The organism is Hyphomicrobium sp. 99 (genome assembly GCF_000384335.2).
GTDB lineage: Bacteria > Pseudomonadota > Alphaproteobacteria > Rhizobiales > Hyphomicrobiaceae > Hyphomicrobium_B.
Genome location: NZ_KQ031382.1, coordinates 3,532,955 through 3,548,724, shown reverse-complemented (window position 1 = coordinate 3,548,724; position 15,770 = coordinate 3,532,955). Strand labels below are relative to the sequence as shown.

At 62.0% G+C, this 15,770-nt stretch carries 13 protein-coding genes; 10 read left to right on the top strand and 3 right to left on the bottom strand.

Annotation, left to right across the window (positions count from 1 at the left end; all coding sequences use genetic code 11):
* Window positions 1-346: 346 nt before the first annotated feature.
* From G359_RS19785 to G359_RS17090, 4 genes are read left to right on the top strand one after another with little or no spacing between them, the layout of a single operon-like run.
* The gene (locus G359_RS19785) at window positions 347-997 is read left to right on the top strand and encodes an ImuA family protein (protein ID WP_156150817.1); all 651 of its coding nucleotides are present in this window, start codon (window positions 347-349) and stop codon (window positions 995-997) included.
* The gene (locus G359_RS17100; protein ID WP_045837098.1) at window positions 894-2,492 is read left to right on the top strand and encodes a Y-family DNA polymerase; all 1,599 of its coding nucleotides are present in this window, start codon (window positions 894-896) and stop codon (window positions 2,490-2,492) included. Before G359_RS19785 ends, G359_RS17100 begins: the two co-directional genes overlap by 104 nt.
* Window positions 2,425-3,138 (top strand): PHP domain-containing protein, encoded by a 714-nt coding sequence (locus G359_RS21170; RefSeq protein ID WP_371199078.1) that lies wholly within the window; start codon window positions 2,425-2,427, stop codon window positions 3,136-3,138. Before G359_RS17100 ends, G359_RS21170 begins: the two co-directional genes overlap by 68 nt.
* A gap of 46 nt (window positions 3,139-3,184) precedes the next feature.
* Window positions 3,185-6,163 (top strand): error-prone DNA polymerase, encoded by a 2,979-nt coding sequence (locus G359_RS17090; RefSeq protein ID WP_371199077.1) that lies wholly within the window; start codon window positions 3,185-3,187, stop codon window positions 6,161-6,163.
* A gap of 69 nt (window positions 6,164-6,232) precedes the next feature.
* On the opposite strand, the gene G359_RS17085 is transcribed toward G359_RS17090, so the two are convergent.
* Window positions 6,233-6,490, bottom strand: a complete 258-nt coding sequence (locus G359_RS17085) for a hypothetical protein (RefSeq protein WP_045837096.1) — start codon at window positions 6,488-6,490, stop codon at window positions 6,233-6,235.
* 180 nt (window positions 6,491-6,670) lie between these two features.
* On the opposite strand from G359_RS17085, the gene G359_RS17080 reads away from it, so the two are divergent.
* Window positions 6,671-7,096, top strand: coding sequence for a cupin domain-containing protein (locus tag G359_RS17080; RefSeq protein WP_045837095.1), 426 nt, complete (start codon window positions 6,671-6,673; stop codon window positions 7,094-7,096).
* Window positions 7,097-7,108: 12 nt separating this feature from the next.
* On the opposite strand, the gene G359_RS17075 is transcribed toward G359_RS17080, so the two are convergent.
* Window positions 7,109-7,558, bottom strand: a complete 450-nt coding sequence (locus G359_RS17075) for a cupin domain-containing protein (RefSeq protein ID WP_052699427.1) — start codon at window positions 7,556-7,558, stop codon at window positions 7,109-7,111.
* Between the two features lie 101 nt (window positions 7,559-7,659).
* Between G359_RS17075 and ggt the strand changes: the two genes are divergently transcribed.
* The gene (ggt, locus tag G359_RS17070; protein WP_045837094.1) at window positions 7,660-9,402 is read left to right on the top strand and encodes a gamma-glutamyltransferase; all 1,743 of its coding nucleotides are present in this window, start codon (window positions 7,660-7,662) and stop codon (window positions 9,400-9,402) included.
* A gap of 36 nt (window positions 9,403-9,438) precedes the next feature.
* Entirely contained in the window at window positions 9,439-10,437 is a 999-nt protein-coding gene (locus tag G359_RS17065) for an FAD-dependent oxidoreductase (protein ID WP_045837093.1), read from the top strand.
* On the opposite strand, the gene G359_RS17060 is transcribed toward G359_RS17065, so the two are convergent.
* Window positions 10,396-13,830 carry an acyl-[ACP]--phospholipid O-acyltransferase gene (locus tag G359_RS17060; RefSeq protein WP_045837092.1) on the bottom strand — a complete coding sequence of 1,145 codons (3,435 nt, stop codon included), beginning with the start codon at window positions 13,828-13,830 and terminating at the stop codon, window positions 10,396-10,398. The two genes, G359_RS17065 and G359_RS17060, sit on opposite strands and share 42 nt — an antisense overlap.
* A gap of 159 nt (window positions 13,831-13,989) precedes the next feature.
* Between G359_RS17060 and thiS the strand changes: the two genes are divergently transcribed.
* The 3 genes from thiS to G359_RS17045 are packed head-to-tail and all read left to right on the top strand — an operon-like array spanning window position 13,990 to window position 15,670.
* Window positions 13,990-14,208 (top strand): sulfur carrier protein ThiS, encoded by a 219-nt coding sequence (gene thiS / locus G359_RS17055; protein WP_082072987.1) that lies wholly within the window; start codon window positions 13,990-13,992, stop codon window positions 14,206-14,208.
* Between the two features lie 21 nt (window positions 14,209-14,229).
* Window positions 14,230-15,045 (top strand): thiazole synthase, encoded by an 816-nt coding sequence (locus G359_RS17050; RefSeq protein ID WP_045837091.1) that lies wholly within the window; start codon window positions 14,230-14,232, stop codon window positions 15,043-15,045.
* A gap of 7 nt (window positions 15,046-15,052) precedes the next feature.
* On the top strand, window positions 15,053-15,670 hold the full coding sequence (locus tag G359_RS17045; RefSeq protein ID WP_045838162.1) for a thiamine phosphate synthase: 618 nt from the start codon (window positions 15,053-15,055) through the stop codon (window positions 15,668-15,670).
* Window positions 15,671-15,770 lie beyond the last annotated feature (100 nt).

Genomic DNA, 15,770 nt, shown 5'->3' with positions numbered 1-15,770 from the left:
ACATTATTGGGATTTCGCTGAAGGCGTTCCCTAAACGGACTTCTTTACCATGAGGTTCCTCTTGGATCCGAGAGATTCCACATCTGCCCCGGTTTTACCCACTGGGAAAGATGCGGTTATCGAGAATCTGCGTTCGCGGATTCTCCATATCGAGCGGCATGCTCCGCGCCGGGGCGCAGCTGCCCCCGAAATTGCGTCGTTGCCCCGCTCGGGGGGACGGCGGTCCCTTTGGGGGCTTGGCTGTCCGGTCTGTGACGATCTTCTGCCGAGAGGGCTCGAGACGAATTCCCTCCATGAGATCAAGGGTCGGCCTTCCGCCGTTCGCGGCGCGTCGGCGGCGGATTGGATGGCGGGGGTCGGTTTCGCGGCGCGCCTGGCGGTCCGCCGGCTCGATACGTTCGCGGCGACCCAAGGAGCACATGCTTCCGCTTCGATGGGGAGGCCGTGGGTGCTCTGGTGCTGGCCACGGCAGCTTGCGAGCGAATTCGGGTCTCCATCGGCGGCTGGCCTTGCGAGCCTCGGTCTCGATCCGTCGCGTCTCATTATCGTCGAGACGGCGCGTGCGGGCGACGCGTTGAACGCGATCGAAGAGAGCCTTCGGGCTCAGAGTCTCGCCGTCGTCATCGGCATTGTCGAAGAGGCGGAGTTAACGCCGGCGCGCCGCTTGAGCCTTGCGGCCGGGGAAACGGCAACGCCTTGCCTTCTCGTTACGCATCCCGCTTCCGAGCCCGCCGGGGCAACTGCTACGCGATGGCGCGTGAAGCAGATTGCGAGTGCGCCCCAATCTTTCGAGCCGCGAGCGCCGGGAGCTTCACGCTTTTCGATCGCGCTCGAGCGCTGCCGGGCGCGGCCTGAAAGCGCCGCGCGTCCCCCTATGTTTCTGGAGTGGAACGATGAAACGCGTCGTTTCGATTTGGCTTCCGTCGTGGCCGATCTTCCGGCTCAAACGCGCGGAACCGGCGACAGTCCCGTCTCAGCAGCCGTTCGCGCTTATTGAGAGCGGCGCACACGGTCTGACGATCGTGGCCGTCAACGGAGCTGCCGCGCGTCTCGGGATCGAAACGGGCACATCGCTGACCGATGCCAGGGCGGCGCATCCCTCTCTCTTGTCACGTCCCGCCGAGCCCGAGAAGGACCGTATCGCGCTTTTGAAGCTTGCGCGCTGGGCGGGCCGCTTTGGTCCCAACCGTCACGTCGACGGCAGCGATGGCTTGTGGATCGATATTACGGGCGTTGCTCATCTGTTCGGCGGCGAAGAGAACTTGCTCGATGACATGATGCAGCATCTTTTGTCGTTCGGCGTCGCCGTGCAGGCGGGGCTGGCCGATACGCTTGGCGCGGCGCATGCTCTTGCCCGGTTCGGCTGTCCGCCCGATGCGGCATGGGCGATGGCACCGGCCGGTGAGACGCGCGCGGCGATCCACTTTCTTCCCGTCGAGGCGCTGCGGCTCGATGCTCCGCGTATTCTGCTGCTGAAGCGCTTGGGCCTTCGTCACATCGGCCAGCTCTACGATATTCCGCGCGATAGCCTGGCGCGCCGGTTTCGTTCGTCCGATGTCGCGGCTGCCGTTCTCGTGCGGCTCGATCAGGCGCTTGGGATGCTGGAGGAGCCGCGTCGGCCGATGCAGCCGCCGCCCGTGCTGTCAGTCGCGCGGGCTTTTGCGGAGCCGCTGATTTCTTCGGAAGCGCTGGAAGCATTCACGAATGAACTTGCGGGGGAACTCGCTGCGGCGCTCACGGCCAAGGATCTCGGCGTGCGGGTTCTTCGTCTGACGTTCTATCGCGCCGACGGCACGAGCGGGACCATATCGGCTGCCATGAGCACGCCGTGTCATGAGGCGGCCCACATGATGGCGCTGCTCAGCGAGAAGTTTTCGAGCATCGAAGCAGGCTTCGGGATCGATATTCTCCGGCTCGATGCGGTGCGTGCGGGAAGGCGCGCCGCCAGCCAGAAGGGTTTTGCGGGACCTGAGGGCGCGGCCTTTCGCGATCCGTCGGAGCTTGTCGATCGTCTTGCCAATCGCTTCGGGCGCGAGGCGATCACGGTTTTGCGTCCGCAGGGAAGCCACATCCCGGAACGTGCGGAAATTCGGCTTTCTGCGATCGATGCTTTGGCGGCTGAAACGTCCTCGCGCGTCGCTCACTACGCACCGCCTTGGCCCTATCCGAAGAGATTGCTTCGCCCGGCCTTCATGCTTTCGCGGCCCGAGCCGATCGAAGTCACGGCCGGCGTGCCGGATGGACCGCCGGCGAGCTTCATCTGGCGGCGTGTCGAGCGTCGCGTGGCGCGCGCCGAGGGACCGGAGCGCATCGCGCCTGAATGGTGGCGGACGCTCTATCTCGATGAAGATCAGAAGCGGCCGCGCACGCGCGACTATTACCGGATCGAGGATCAGCAAGGCGCGATGTACTGGGTTTTCCGGCATGGCCTCTATGAGGGCGAAGAGACATCTGAGCGGCCCTCGTGGTTTCTGCATGGGCTCTTTGCGTGAGGGGATGTCCATGACAGTCCGCTACGCCGAGCTTCAGGTGACGACGAACTTCTCATTTCTTCGCGGCGCTTCGCATGCCGATGATCTCGTCGAGCAGGCGAAAGCGCTTGGCCTTTCGGCGATAGCGGTGACGGATCGCAATTCGCTCGCGGGTGTCGTGCGTGCGCACGTGGCGGCGAAAGCGGAAGAAGAGAAACCTGGAATTCGTCTCGTGATCGGCGCGCGCCTCGATCTCGAAGATGCGCCGAGCCTGCTCGTCTATCCGACGGATCGCGCGGCCTATGGGCGGCTCTGCCGCTTGCTCTCGCATGGGCAGCTCAGGGCGGACAAAGGCAAATGCATTCTCTATCTGGCCGACGTCGCCGCGCATGCGGAAGGCCAAATCTTCATCGCGCTGCCGCCGGATGATTGGGATTGGCGGGAGGTTTTGCCAAGTGCTGCGCGCAGGTCGGCGCCCGAAATTCAAACCGGAAAGATCGTTTCATTTGAATCCGTACGTGAGCGTTTGAATGGTTTCGATTCCCCTCCCCCTCGCGGGGAGGGGTTAGGGGTGGGGGGCTGCAATGACGACCTCCTTCACCCCCCCCCCCCCCCCCCCCCCCCCCCCCCCGGGGGGGGGGGGGGGGGGGGGGGGGGGCTGCAATGACGACCTCCTTCACCCCACCCCCGACCCCTCCCCGTCAAGGGGAGGGGTGAATTTGGAAGCGTCGCTCGGGCGGATAAAAAGCGCCGTTGGCAATGCGCCGCTTTATCTTGCGGCGTCGCATACGTATCGGGGGGACGACCGGTCGCGCATCGCGGCGCTTGCCATGCTCGGCGAACGGGCGGGCACGCCGATCGTTGCGACCAATGACGTGCTTTATCATCATCCCGACTGCCGTCCGCTGCAGGACGTCGTCACCTGTATTCGCGAGAAGACGACGCTTCGCGAAGCGGGATTGCGGCTCGAGGCCAACGCCGAGCGATACATCAAAAGCCCGGAGGAAATGGCGCACCTCTTCAGGGGCCATGAAGCGGCGCTCGCTCGGACGCTCGATATCGTGGACGCCTGCCGGTTTTCGCTCGTCGATCTCAAATACGAATATCCGGACGAGCCGGTGCCTCCGGGCAAGACCTCGCAGCAGCATCTCGTCGAGCTGACGTGGAAAGGTGCTCGAAGCCACTTTCCCGAGGGTGTTCCGGAAAAGGTTCAGGAGACGATCGAGAAAGAGCTCACGCTCATCGGGCAACTGAAGTTCGCGCCGTATTTTCTGACCGTCCACGACATCGTCGCCTTTGCGAAATCCAAGGACATTCTCTGCCAGGGGCGCGGATCGGCTGCGAACTCGGTCGTTTGCTATTGCCTCGGTATTACGGCGGTGAACCCCATCGAGGTCAATCTGCTCTTCGAGCGCTTCATCTCGTCGGCTCGTCTCGAGCCACCCGACATCGATGTCGATTTCGAGCACGAGCGGCGCGAGGAGGTCATTCAGTGGATCTACGAGCGCTATGGCCGCCACCGCGCGGGGTTGGCCGCGACGGTCATTTCGTATCGCTCGCGATCGGCCGTGCGTGACGTCGGCAAGGTCTTCGGTCTCTCGGAAGATTCGATCGCGGCGCTCGCCGGCATGGTGTGGGGAACGCATGCGGGCGGCGTGCCGCCGGAACAGCACGTTCGCGGCGCGGGGCTCGATCCCACCGACCGGACGTTAGCTGCGGCGATGAATCTCGCTCAGCAATTGATGGGCTTTCCGCGGCATCTGTCGCAGCACGTCGGCGGTTTCGTGCTGACGCGCGGTCCTTTGGTCGAGGTCGTGCCGGTCGGCAACGCGGCGATGGCAGACCGCACCTTCATCGAATGGGACAAGGACGACATCGCGGCGCTGGGATTGATGAAGGTCGACGTTCTGGCGCTCGGCATGCTGACGTGCGTGCGCAAGGCGTTCGATCTGATCAAGCGACATCACGGGCGGGCGCTCACGCTCGCGACCCTGCCGCGCGCGGACAAGGCGACTTACGATATGCTGTGTCGCGCGGATTCCATCGGCGTGTTTCAGGTCGAAAGCCGGGCGCAGATGAACATGCTGCCAAGGCTGAAGCCGCGCGAATTCTATGATCTCGTCATCGAAGTCGCGATCGTGCGTCCCGGGCCGATACAAGGCGATATGGTGCATCCGTATCTCAGGCGCCGCAGCGGGCTCGAGACCGTGGTCTATCCATATCCCAAGGGCGGCGACGAAGACGAACTCAGGAACATTCTCGGCAAGACATTGGGCGTGCCGCTCTTTCAAGAGCAGGCGATGCGCATTGCGATGGTCGCCGCCAAGTTCGACGACAAGGAGGTCAACGAACTCAGGCGCGCGATGGCGACGTTTCGGCGGGTCGGCAAGATCGGGCTTCTTGAAGAGAAGATGGTCTCGCGCATGGTCGGGCGCGGCTACGAGCGGGAATTTGCGGAACGCTGTTTTTCGCAGATCAAAGGCTTCGGCGAATACGGTTTCCCCGAAAGCCATGCGGCGAGCTTCGCGCTGCTCGTCTATGTGTCGGCGTGGATCAAATGTCATTATCCGGCGGCGTTCGCGTGCGCGCTTTTGAATTCGCAGCCGATGGGTTTTTACGCGCCGGCGCAGATCGTGCGCGATGCGCGCGAGCATGGCGTCGAGGTTCGCGAGGCGGACGTCAATTTCTCCGATTGGGATTGCACATTGGAGCCATCGCTCGACGGAAAGGGTCCGGCTCTGCGGCTTGGATTGCGTCTCATCGACGGCCTCAGTGAAGCTGATATTCACGAGGTTCCGGAGAAAGATCCGGAGAAGACGCGGGCTTCGCGCAGAAAATTCCCGACGCTCATTCCGCCTGCACCCCAGACGCAGAAGCACGGGACGAACAGGAGGTTTCAAGGCATTCCGGATGTCGCCAAGCGCAGCAGCGTCAGCACGCTCGAGAAGCTTGCGGCGGCGGATGCGTTTCGCTCGCTGGGGCTCGATCGCCGGCAGGCGCTCTGGGAGGTCAAGGCGCTCGCCAATGCGCCGCCGCTGCCGCTCTTTTCCTGGAGCGAGACGCAGGATACTGGCAAAGAGGCTGACGTCACATTGCCCGAGATGGCTCTCTCGGAACATGTCGTCAACGACTATCAGACGCTGCGCCTATCGCTCAAAGAGCATCCGATGGCGTTTCTGCGCGAAGATTTTCGCAAGGAGCGCGTGCTCTCCTGCAAGGAGTTGGCGGAAGCGAAGAACGGCGCCTTCGTCCGGGTGGCGGGTGTCGTTCTCGTCCGGCAAAGGCCAGGGTCGGGCAACGTCGTGTTCATGACCATCGAGGATGAGACCGGTGTTACGAACGCCATCATCTGGCCGAAGATGCTCGAACGCTTTCGCAAGGTCGTGATGACGTCGCGGCTCATTCTGATCGAGGGCCGCATTCAAAACCAGGTCGAAGAGCACGCGAATATCATCCACGTGGTTTCGACGAAACTTATCGACAGAAGCGATTGGCTGCTGCGTCTTTCCGAATGGGCGGCGGACATGGACATGCCGCTTGCAAACGCGGATGAGGTGCTGCACCCCGAGCCCGGCTCCGCGCATCCGAGCCGAAAAGAAGACCGGCGGATCCATCCGCGGTTCTCGCGGGAGCCCAAACCGCGTCATCCGCGCAATGTTCGCATCATTCCGAAATCGCGAGACTTCCACTAAACGAAAACATCACCGTGCGGACTTGTCCGCGCGGTGATGCCCGTTAGCCCTCGAAATCTGAAAGTCGCATTACTTGCAGGCGAGCTGCGACGACTGGCACTGCGTGCCAAACGTTCCCGGCGTGCACGACGTGCGGACCGCGCCCTTCGGCGTCCGGCCCTTGGCTTCGATGATGTTGGCCAAGCCATGCGTCGACATGATAACCGCGAGGTCATGTGTCAGGCCGTCGCCGATCGCGCCGACCCGCACGCAGTCACCGGCTTGAGCCGTCGCAGAAAGTGCAAGCATCGCCGCAGCTGCAGCGACACCAAGTTTCAATGAGCGCATTTGCCCCTCCGAAAAGTCATGTCTTCCGGGCCGGAACCTAGTCGAGCGTCCAGGGTAAGGACAGCCGGTGTCGCTATGATATGACCAAAGGGAATATGGGGCGTGCCGGAATTGCCACTGGATGGCCGCCCGGCGCGGCCAACCTTACAAATTCGTGATATCCGAGCGAGGATTGAGTTCATGGAAGAGAAGTCCAAGCAGCCGAGCGTTGGCCGATTCGATATCGGCGAGGTCGCCGCATCGTTTCCGCCTTCGGCGACGACGCTTCTGGTGGATCGCTATCTTACGAACCGCGACTCGGCGAGCGCCCGCGTTTTCCGCGTCTACAAGCCGACGCCGCCGCACTATCACGCGACGTGCGATGAATATCTCTACGTGTTCTCGGGCCGCGGCACTTTCTGGATGCGCGACGCTTCGACGATCAGCGAGTTTGGTCCAGGCCAATTGCTATTCTTCGAGAAGGGGACCGTACATGCGCTGCCGGACATCATCGAAGAGCCGGTGGTTTTTCTGTCCGTCGATACACCCCGGCGTGATCCAAAGGACGTCATTTTCGTCAATCCCGAGGACGGCACGCCGGAGAGCTTCATTCAGCAGAGTTATTAGTCGCTAAGCGGATTATTCCGGAGCTTTCTCTGGGATCGATGACGGCAATCCTTCGGCGCCCATGTAGACGACGAAGAGCCGAACCATCTCTGTCCCGTTATTCGTTCCCTGGTGCGTTTCGTTTATCGCTTCGGCGAAAGCTTGGCCCTGCTTGAAAGTGCGTTTGCCCTTGCTTCCATAATCGACGGTGAGTTCTCCCTCCATGATCAGTCCGACCAACGGAACGCCGTGCTTGTGCCATCCGGTTGCGGCGCCCGGTGAGACGTTGATGATGCTTGCCGTGATCTTTGCCGGCGCGCCGGTCGGGTAGACGATGGGCTCGCCCACGATGGTTTTCGTCGTTTCAAGCAGAGGCACGACGCTTATCGACGGAACCAGGGCCATGGCGGTCGCGGCGCCAAGCGCGAAGAGTGCCGGTGCACCCAAGGCGATGAGGACTTTTTTTCTTATGGAAAGCGACATCTCGGGCACCCATGTTTCGGCATTGATGACGTGCGCACCTTAATCTTGCTTTTTGCAGTCCAGAGATAGTCTTATTCGCTCGACTCACCTGCGGGGATTTGATGATTTTCAGAATTTTGTTCGTGATTTTTTGCTTTGCAGCCGCTGGAACAGCGGCTGCGCAGGAATTCCGCCCGGCGCCTGAAGGCGCGTCCGCTCGAAGCGAGAAAGCTCTCGTCGTCGCCAAGCAGCATATGGTCGTTGCCGCGGAGCCGCTGGCTGCGGAAGCGGGCCGCCAGATATTGCGACAGGGTGGGTCGGCGACTGATGCCGCCATTGCGACGGAACTCGTTCTTGGCCTTGTCGAGCCGCAGTCTTCCGGGCTTGGCGGCGGGGCGTTCATCACGTTTTGGGACGCGAAATCGCGCAGCGTTACGACGTACGATGGCCGTGAGACCGCACCCGCTACGGCGAAGCCTGACCGGTTCATGCGCGACGGCAAACCGATGCCGTTTGAGGATGCCGTGAACTCGGGCTTGAGCGTCGGCGTGCCGGGACTACTTCGCGTGCTTCATGAGGTGCACGAGAAATATGGAAAGCTTCCGTGGGCGAAGCTCTTCGAGCCCGCGATCAAGCTCGCAGAGGATGGGTTCGCCGTATCACCGCGGCTCGCCACGCTCCTCAAATCGGAGAAGCCGGAAAAGTTCACGGCCGACGCGCGCGCGTATTTCTTCGAGGGCGGCGTTACGCCGAGAGCTGCCGGATCGCTGCTGAAAAATCCGGAATACGCGGCGACGCTCAGAACCATTGCGGAGCGCGGACCGGATGCGTTCTACAGCGGCGATATTGCCGATGCGATGGTCAAAGCCGTCAAGGAAGCTCCGACCATTCCCGGTGATTTGAGCGCTGCGGATCTTACCGCCTACAAGGCGAAGGAACGCGAGCCGGTCTGTTTCGCCTATCGCGGCCGCCAAGTTTGCGGCATGGGTCCGCCGTCGTCGGGCGCGCTCACTGTTGGCGCTGTTCTGAAACTCATCGAGCCGTATCGCCAAGTTCAGGGCGCGTCAGCGGCGATGACGGCACCAGCTTTGCATATCATTGCGGAAGCGGAGAAGCTCGCCTTCGCCGATCGCAATAAGTACATCGCCGATCCGGATCGGATTGCCGTTCCGTCCGGGCTGCTCGATGACGCATATCTCGCCGAGCGGCGGAAGCTCATCGATCCGAAGAAGGCGATGGCGAAGGCTGAGCCGGGTCTACCGCCGGGGCTTGCCAAAAAGGCGTTCGGCAAGGATGCGACTTACGAAGTGCCGGGTACGACGCAGGTTTCGATCATCGACGACGAAGGCAATGCGCTCTCGATGACCGCGACGATCGAAAGCGCTTTTGGTTCGCACCTTTGGGCGAAGGGTTTTCTTCTCAACAACGAGCTCACCGACTTTTCATTCGTACCCGTCGATGCAACCGGCGTGACCGTCGCCAACGCGATCGAAGGGGGCAAGCGGCCGCGTAGCTCGATGGCGCCGACGATCGTTCTGGGCCAGGACGGCACTCCGGAGATTGTTACCGGCTCTCCGGGCGGCTCGCAGATCATCCTTTATGTGGTGAAGACGCTCCTTGCCGTGTTGGACTGGGGGCTCGATGCCCAGCAGGCGGCGGCGCTTGCGAACTTCGGCAGTCAGGGCGGGCCGTTCTTGATCGAATATTCGCTGCCAATCGTGTGGCCTGCCTACGAGCTGACGTCCTATGGTCAGGCGGTCTCAGGGGCGACGATGACTTCCGGTGTGAACATGATCGTCAAGCGCAACGGAGTTCTCGATGGTGGAGCGGATCCGCGACGCGAGGGTGTCGCTCTCGGCGATTGATGCTAGAGGATGCGAAACATCTAAAGAGTTTCGACCTTGAGCAAATCGTCCATTCTCGTTGTCGGCGCCGGCATATTCGGTCTTTGGCAGGCTTACACGCTGGCGCGCGCCGGGCACCGCGTGCGTTTGATCGATGAAGGCCGCGATCTGTTCGCGCGATCATCCAGCCGATGGGCGGGGGCGATGATTGCGCCCGAGTGCGAGGCTGAAGGCGCGCCCCTGAGCGTTCGCGATTTGGGACGTGAAGGGCTGCGCATTTGGCGCGAGACCTATCCCGGCATCATGAATTACGGATCGCTGGTGTTGGCGCACGCGCGCGACGCGGGTGATCTCGCCCGCTTTGCAAAGATGACGGAGGGACACGCGGCCGTGACGGGAACGCGGATCGCGGATCTCGAGCCGTCGCTCGCGGGGCGTTTCGAGCGCGGCCTCTATTTCGAGAACGAGTCACACGTCGATCCGCTGAAGGCAATGGGTTGGCTCTTGGATGAGCTTCGGTCGCTCGGGGCAGATATCGCGTTTGAGACTCGTTGGGACGGCCGGCCTCAAGACATCACGATCGATTGCCGGGGAATTGGTGCGAGCGGAGATCTGGCAGCGCTCAGGGGCGTGCGCGGTGAGCGCGTGCTCATTCAAACAAACGACGTGAGCTTATCGCGGCCGGTTCGTCTCTTGCATCCGCGTCAGCCGATCTATGTCGTGCCGCAGGGGGACGGACGGTTCGTCGTCGGCGCGACGGTCATTGAGCGCGAAGACAATGGCCCGATGTCGCTGCGCTCGGCGCTCGATCTTCTGGGTTCCGCCTATGCGCTGCATCCAGCGTTCGGTGAAGCCTCCATTCTCGAAATGGGAGCGGGGGTGAGACCGGCATTCCCCGACAACGTTCCCCGGATCATCGTCGAAGACACAGGACGCCTCATTCGCGTCAACGGCGCGTACCGGCACGGGTTTCTTCTTGCGCCGGTACTCGCGCGGGCGGTTGGCGAATATCTGTCAGACGGCCGGCGTGAGGGGCCGCTGTTCGACGCCCCCTGACTTCGAGGCCAGGGTTTGCTTTGCGAGGTTGAGCGCTGCGACGTAGTCGGGCTTGCCGGAGCCCAGCAGCGGAATTTTGGGGACGACGAGAACGTCTGCGGGCGTCGTCAATTCGCTCACGCCTTTTCTGCGCACGAACTGCGCGAATGCATCACGCGTGCAACTCGGATCGGTCGTCAGCAGCGCCAGGCGCTCGCCTTTTCGCTGGTCGGGAAGCGCGACGACGACGGTCGTCTGGTGTGGCCAAAGCTCGGCAGCCAATGCCTCGACTGAGGAAAGCGAGATCATCTCTCCGCCGATCTTGGCGAAGCGCTTGGCGCGGCCTTTGATCGTGATGAAGCCTTGCGGGTCGATCTCGACGATGTCGCCGGTGTCGTGCCAGCCGCCAGCCGGGGGTTCGAGGACGCCGGGGTTTGCGGCGCGATAATAGCCGAGCATCACGTTGGGTCCGCGCACGTAGAAACGACCGCCGCTTTCGATGCCGGGGACAGGTTCGAGGCGGGCTTCCATCAGCGGCGAGAGGCGGCCGACGCTGCCGGCCTTATTGGCGAGCGGCGTGTTGATCGCGAGCACTGGCGCCGTTTCCGTCACGCCATAGCCTTCGAGAATGCGAACGCCGAAGCGATCCATATAGAGTTGACGGGTCCGGTCCTTCACCGCCTCGGCGCCTGCGAGAACGAGGCGGACGCGCGCGAAGTCATAAGGATGGGCGGCGCGCGCGTAGCCTGCGAGGAACGTATCCGTGCCGAACATGATCGTGGCGTTCGACTGATAAACGAGTTCCGGAATGATGCGGTAATGCAGTGGCGTCGGATAGAGATAGACGGGTACGCCCGCGACGAGCGGCATCAGCAGGCCTGCGGTCAGGCCGAACGAATGGAAGACCGGAAGCGCATTGAAAACCTTATCCGTGCCGTTGCAGGCGACGCGCGTGAGGCTTTGGGCGCAATTGGCAAGAATGTTTCGGTGCGAGAGCACGACGCCTTTTGGCGTTCCTTCGGAACCAGACGTGAAGAGGATTGCGGCTGGCGCATTGAAGTCCGCTTTGACTTGCGGTCTTCCACCCTGCGTGATGCCTTTGACCTTGTCGCGGAACGTGATCGTCGGGCGCACGTCTTCCAAATAAATCACGCGCGCGACCGGTTCGATGGCTTGGATGAGCGGCTCCAAATGGCCCTTCTCGACGAAGGCGCGCGAGGTCAGCACGACGGAGACATTCGCCGCCTTGCAAGCGGAGACGACGTTGGCTGGTCCGGCGGAGAAGTTCAGCATCGCCGGGACGCGGCCGATCGTTTGTAGAGCGAAGAACGTCACCGCGACGCCGGCGGAGTTCGGCAACAGCACGCCGACGGCGGATGCGGGCGGCGGCAACATCGGCGCAAGCTTCGCGCCGAGAACCTGAGCGCCGACGATCAGCTTCTTGTAGGAAAGCTTGCTGCCGAGCGGATCTTCGATGGCGGGCTTGCCGGTGTCGCGCGTCTTCTTGGCGAGAACGAGCGCTTCGAATAGCGTCTGGTCGATCGGCGTCGTCAGCACGGCGGAATCGGTCATGATGTCTTGCAACGCTGCGCCTGCTGCTTGCCGCCGTGCCTTGCCGCGGAGCGCTGGATCGACCTTCAGCCAGACCGGCGGAAGAATGGTCACCGTAGTTTTCGGAAACCAGACTTTCTTCGTCTGCGCTTTGCTCAGATATCCGAAATGCGAGCGCTCGAGGCCGTCGATGCGAACGGGGATGACGGGCGCATTTGCCTTGTCCGCGATCATCGCGGTGCCGTCGTAAACTTTCATTAGTCCGCCGGTGACCGTCAGGCGTCCTTCCGGAAAGATCACGAGCGACGCTCCGTCTTTGACGGCCTGGATCAGATGGCGCATGCCGAGCGGGCGCGTCGGGTCGATCGTGTAGAACTGCGCGAGCTTCAGGAACGGCTTAGCCCACCACGTCTTGGCGATATCGGTATCGACCGCATAGGCCGTGTGGGAGGGCAGAAGTCCGTTCATCAATCCCGCATCAAGCAGGCTGACGTGGTTGGGGGCGATGATGGCGCGCTCTCCCACTTTCGGGAGATTTTCGAGGCCCCGGATTTCGAGACCGAAGAACGTCTTGAATAGGAAGACGACGACGTCTTTTACGCCCTCGGCGCCCCAGGCTCTGAGTACGAGGCCGACGACGATGAGGTTTGCGATTCCGAGGCCAGCGTAAAGGATCGAGACCGGGATCTTCTCGAATTGCAGGCCCGCGATCGCGATGCCGACGAGCGTCATGAATGCGGCAGACAGAACATTGCAGCCGGCGATCACGCGCGAGCGACGCTCGACGGGCGACCAGGCCTGCACGGCCGCAAACGAGGGCACGATGAAAAGGCCGCCGGCGATGGCGATGCCCGCGAGATCGACGAGCATGTGAAGGCCCTCGATCGAGCCCAGGATCTCTGCCGCGCTGAGCGGCGCAGGCGCGGGCTTCATGGTCGATGCGAGCCACGCCAGATCGAGCAGGAAGATGCCCATCAGCAATGCGCCGATGGGCACGAGCGCGAGATTGGGCCGATTGGTGCTGGCGCGGGCGGCTGCGATCGATCCGAGGGCGACCGCGACCGCGAACGTGAAGAGCGCAAGCGTGTAAACCGAGGGCGCGCCGTTGAGAACTTGTGGGATGAGGTTCTGCAGCAGGGCCAGCACGGCAGCTCCGACCAGCCAGAACCACGACGTAATGAGCGCGCCTTGCCAAATGCGTTTGTCGGCGCGCAGATCCTTCAGCAGAGTGGCGGTCGACGTGATGATGTTCCTATCGACGACGAGATCGGGCACGGATGACGGCGCAGGCGGAATAAACCGCGCGAAAAGCCAGCCAAGCACCGAGATGCCGACGATGGCGCTCGCAACGATGATGATTTCCGTCTCGCCGCCGGACGCCAGATTGCCGCCGATGGTTCCGATCAGGATGGCGATGAAAGTCGCGCCTTCGATCAGCGCGTTGCCCGAGGGAAGTTCCTTGGTTTCGAGATGGGACGGCAGGAGCCCGTATTTCACCGGGCCGAAGAACGCGCTCAACGTGCCGAAGAGGACGAGCGCTGCGAACAGAAGCGGGACTGACGGCAACAGGAAGCCGGCGGCCGCGATGAGGGCGATTGGAATTTCCAAAAGGCGGACGCGAGCGGCAACCTTCGCCTTATCGAACTTGTCGGCGAGCTGTCCGGCGAGTGCCGAGAAGACAAAAAAGGGAAGCACGAGGGCCGCGCCGGCAAGCGTTCCAAGCGCCGGCCCGTTTTCCATCGCCAGTTTGTAGACGACCAGCATCGCAAGCGCGTTCTTCAGCAGGTTGTCGTTCAGCGCCGCCAGGAGCTGGCTCCAAAAGAGCGGCGCGAAGCGGCGGGACGACATCAAGCGCGAAAACATCAGTTGGTCCTTAAGTTCGATGCCGGAAATTCAGGTGGTAATTGCGGCGGATTGGCGGGTCCCTTTGACCCGTCCGGTTTATATGCGGTAAAAATCCGGCGAACGCTCTGGTAAACGACGATTAAAATGCCCATCTCCCGCCCTCAGGTCATTTGAGCGATGCTACAACACGAAACGACCATCGAGTTGATCGTCAACGGGCAGAAGACCGCCAGCGGAGCCGTTACGCTCGCTGAGCTCATTGACGAGCGCGGCTTGTCCGAGGCGAAGGTTGCGACGGCGCTCAACGGGCAGTTCGTACCGGCGGCACAGCGTGCTACGACGATGCTGAGCCGCGGTGACCGCGTCGAGATCGTTTCGGCTCGGCAGGGCGGCTAAAAAGGGCTAGTTACGCTTTAGATGAACATTCGCGATCAGGCGTTGCATTCGGGGCGTGCGCTCTCCGTTTACGGGGAGAAGATCTCGTCGCGGCTTCTGCTCGGAACGGCGGGCTATCCGTCTCCAGCTATTCTGGCGAATGCCGTCAAGGCATCGGCCGCAGAGATTGTAACCGTGTCGTTGCGCCGCGAGGCTGCGGGCGGGAAGGCCGGCGAGCGGTTTCTCGAAATCATCAAAGACCTCGGCGTTCGCGTGCTTCCGAACACAGCCGGATGCCGAACCGCGGGCGAAGCCATTACGACAGCCGCTATGGCGCGCGAGCTTTTCGGAACGGATTGGATCAAGCTCGAAGTCATCGCCAACGACGACACTCTCCAACCCGACGTGTTCGGGCTGGTCGAAGCGGCCGGCGCGCTCACTCGGGACGGCTTCAAGGTGCTGCCCTATACAACGGAGGATCTCTCGGTTGCGGAACGGCTGCAGCGCGCGGGGTGCCAAGTCATCATGCCTTGGGCGGCGCCGATCGGCAGCGGCCGGGGGCTCGCCAACGTGCAGGCGCTGACGAGCTTGCGGGCCTATTTTCCTGACGTCACTCTCATCATCGATGCGGGCATCGGCGCGCCATCGCACGCGGCGCTCGCGATGGAGCTTGGCTATGACGCCGTCTTGCTCAACACTGCGGTCGCGAAAGCGGGCGATCCCGTGAAAATGGCAAGCGCGTTTGCCTCTGCGATCCAATCAGGCCGTCTCGGTTTCGAAGCGGGGCTGATACCGGCTCGCGATATGGCTGTGCCTTCCACGCCCGTTGCGGGTACCCCGTTTTTTGATCTTGATTGAGCTGACCTTGAAATCCGAACAGCCAAAGCTCGCCCGCTTCTATCCGATCGTGCCCGACATCGGCTGGCTGGAACGTATCGTTCCGCTCGGCGTGAAGCTGGTGCAACTGCGGATCAAGGATGCCTCACCGGCTGAGGTCGCCGCCCAAACGAAGCGGGCGCTCGCCCTCTGCCGGGCGAACAACTGTCAGCTCGTTCTGAACGATTATTGGGAGGCTGCGCTCGATACGGGTGCGGATTACATTCATCTCGGGCAGGACGATCTGCGTACAGCCGATCTTGAGGCGATAAAGCTCGCAGGCATCAAGCTCGGGATTTCGACCCACGATGAAGCGGAGTTGCAAACCGCCCTTGCCGTGGAGCCCGATTACGTGGCACTCGGCCCGATCTACGAGACCAAGCTAAAAGCCATGCCATGGGCTCCTCAAGGCCTTGATAAAATTAAAGAATGGCGGAAAAAGCTCGCTGGGCTGCCTTTGGTCGCGATCGGCGGCCTGACGCCGGAGCGCGCAGCAGACGTACTGGAAGCTGGGGCGGACAGCTTGGCGGTTATTACCGATTTCTTTACGGCCGCCGATCCCGAGGCGCGGATTCTTCAATGGTTGCGACAGTTAGAGTCTCGATAACGCTGACAGCTATGTGTTAACTACAACCATGGTGCTCTGCCGTTGTTTGTGACAGTTTTATGTGGTTCGGATCCAGGACAGAACCTTATCTCATTTGAAG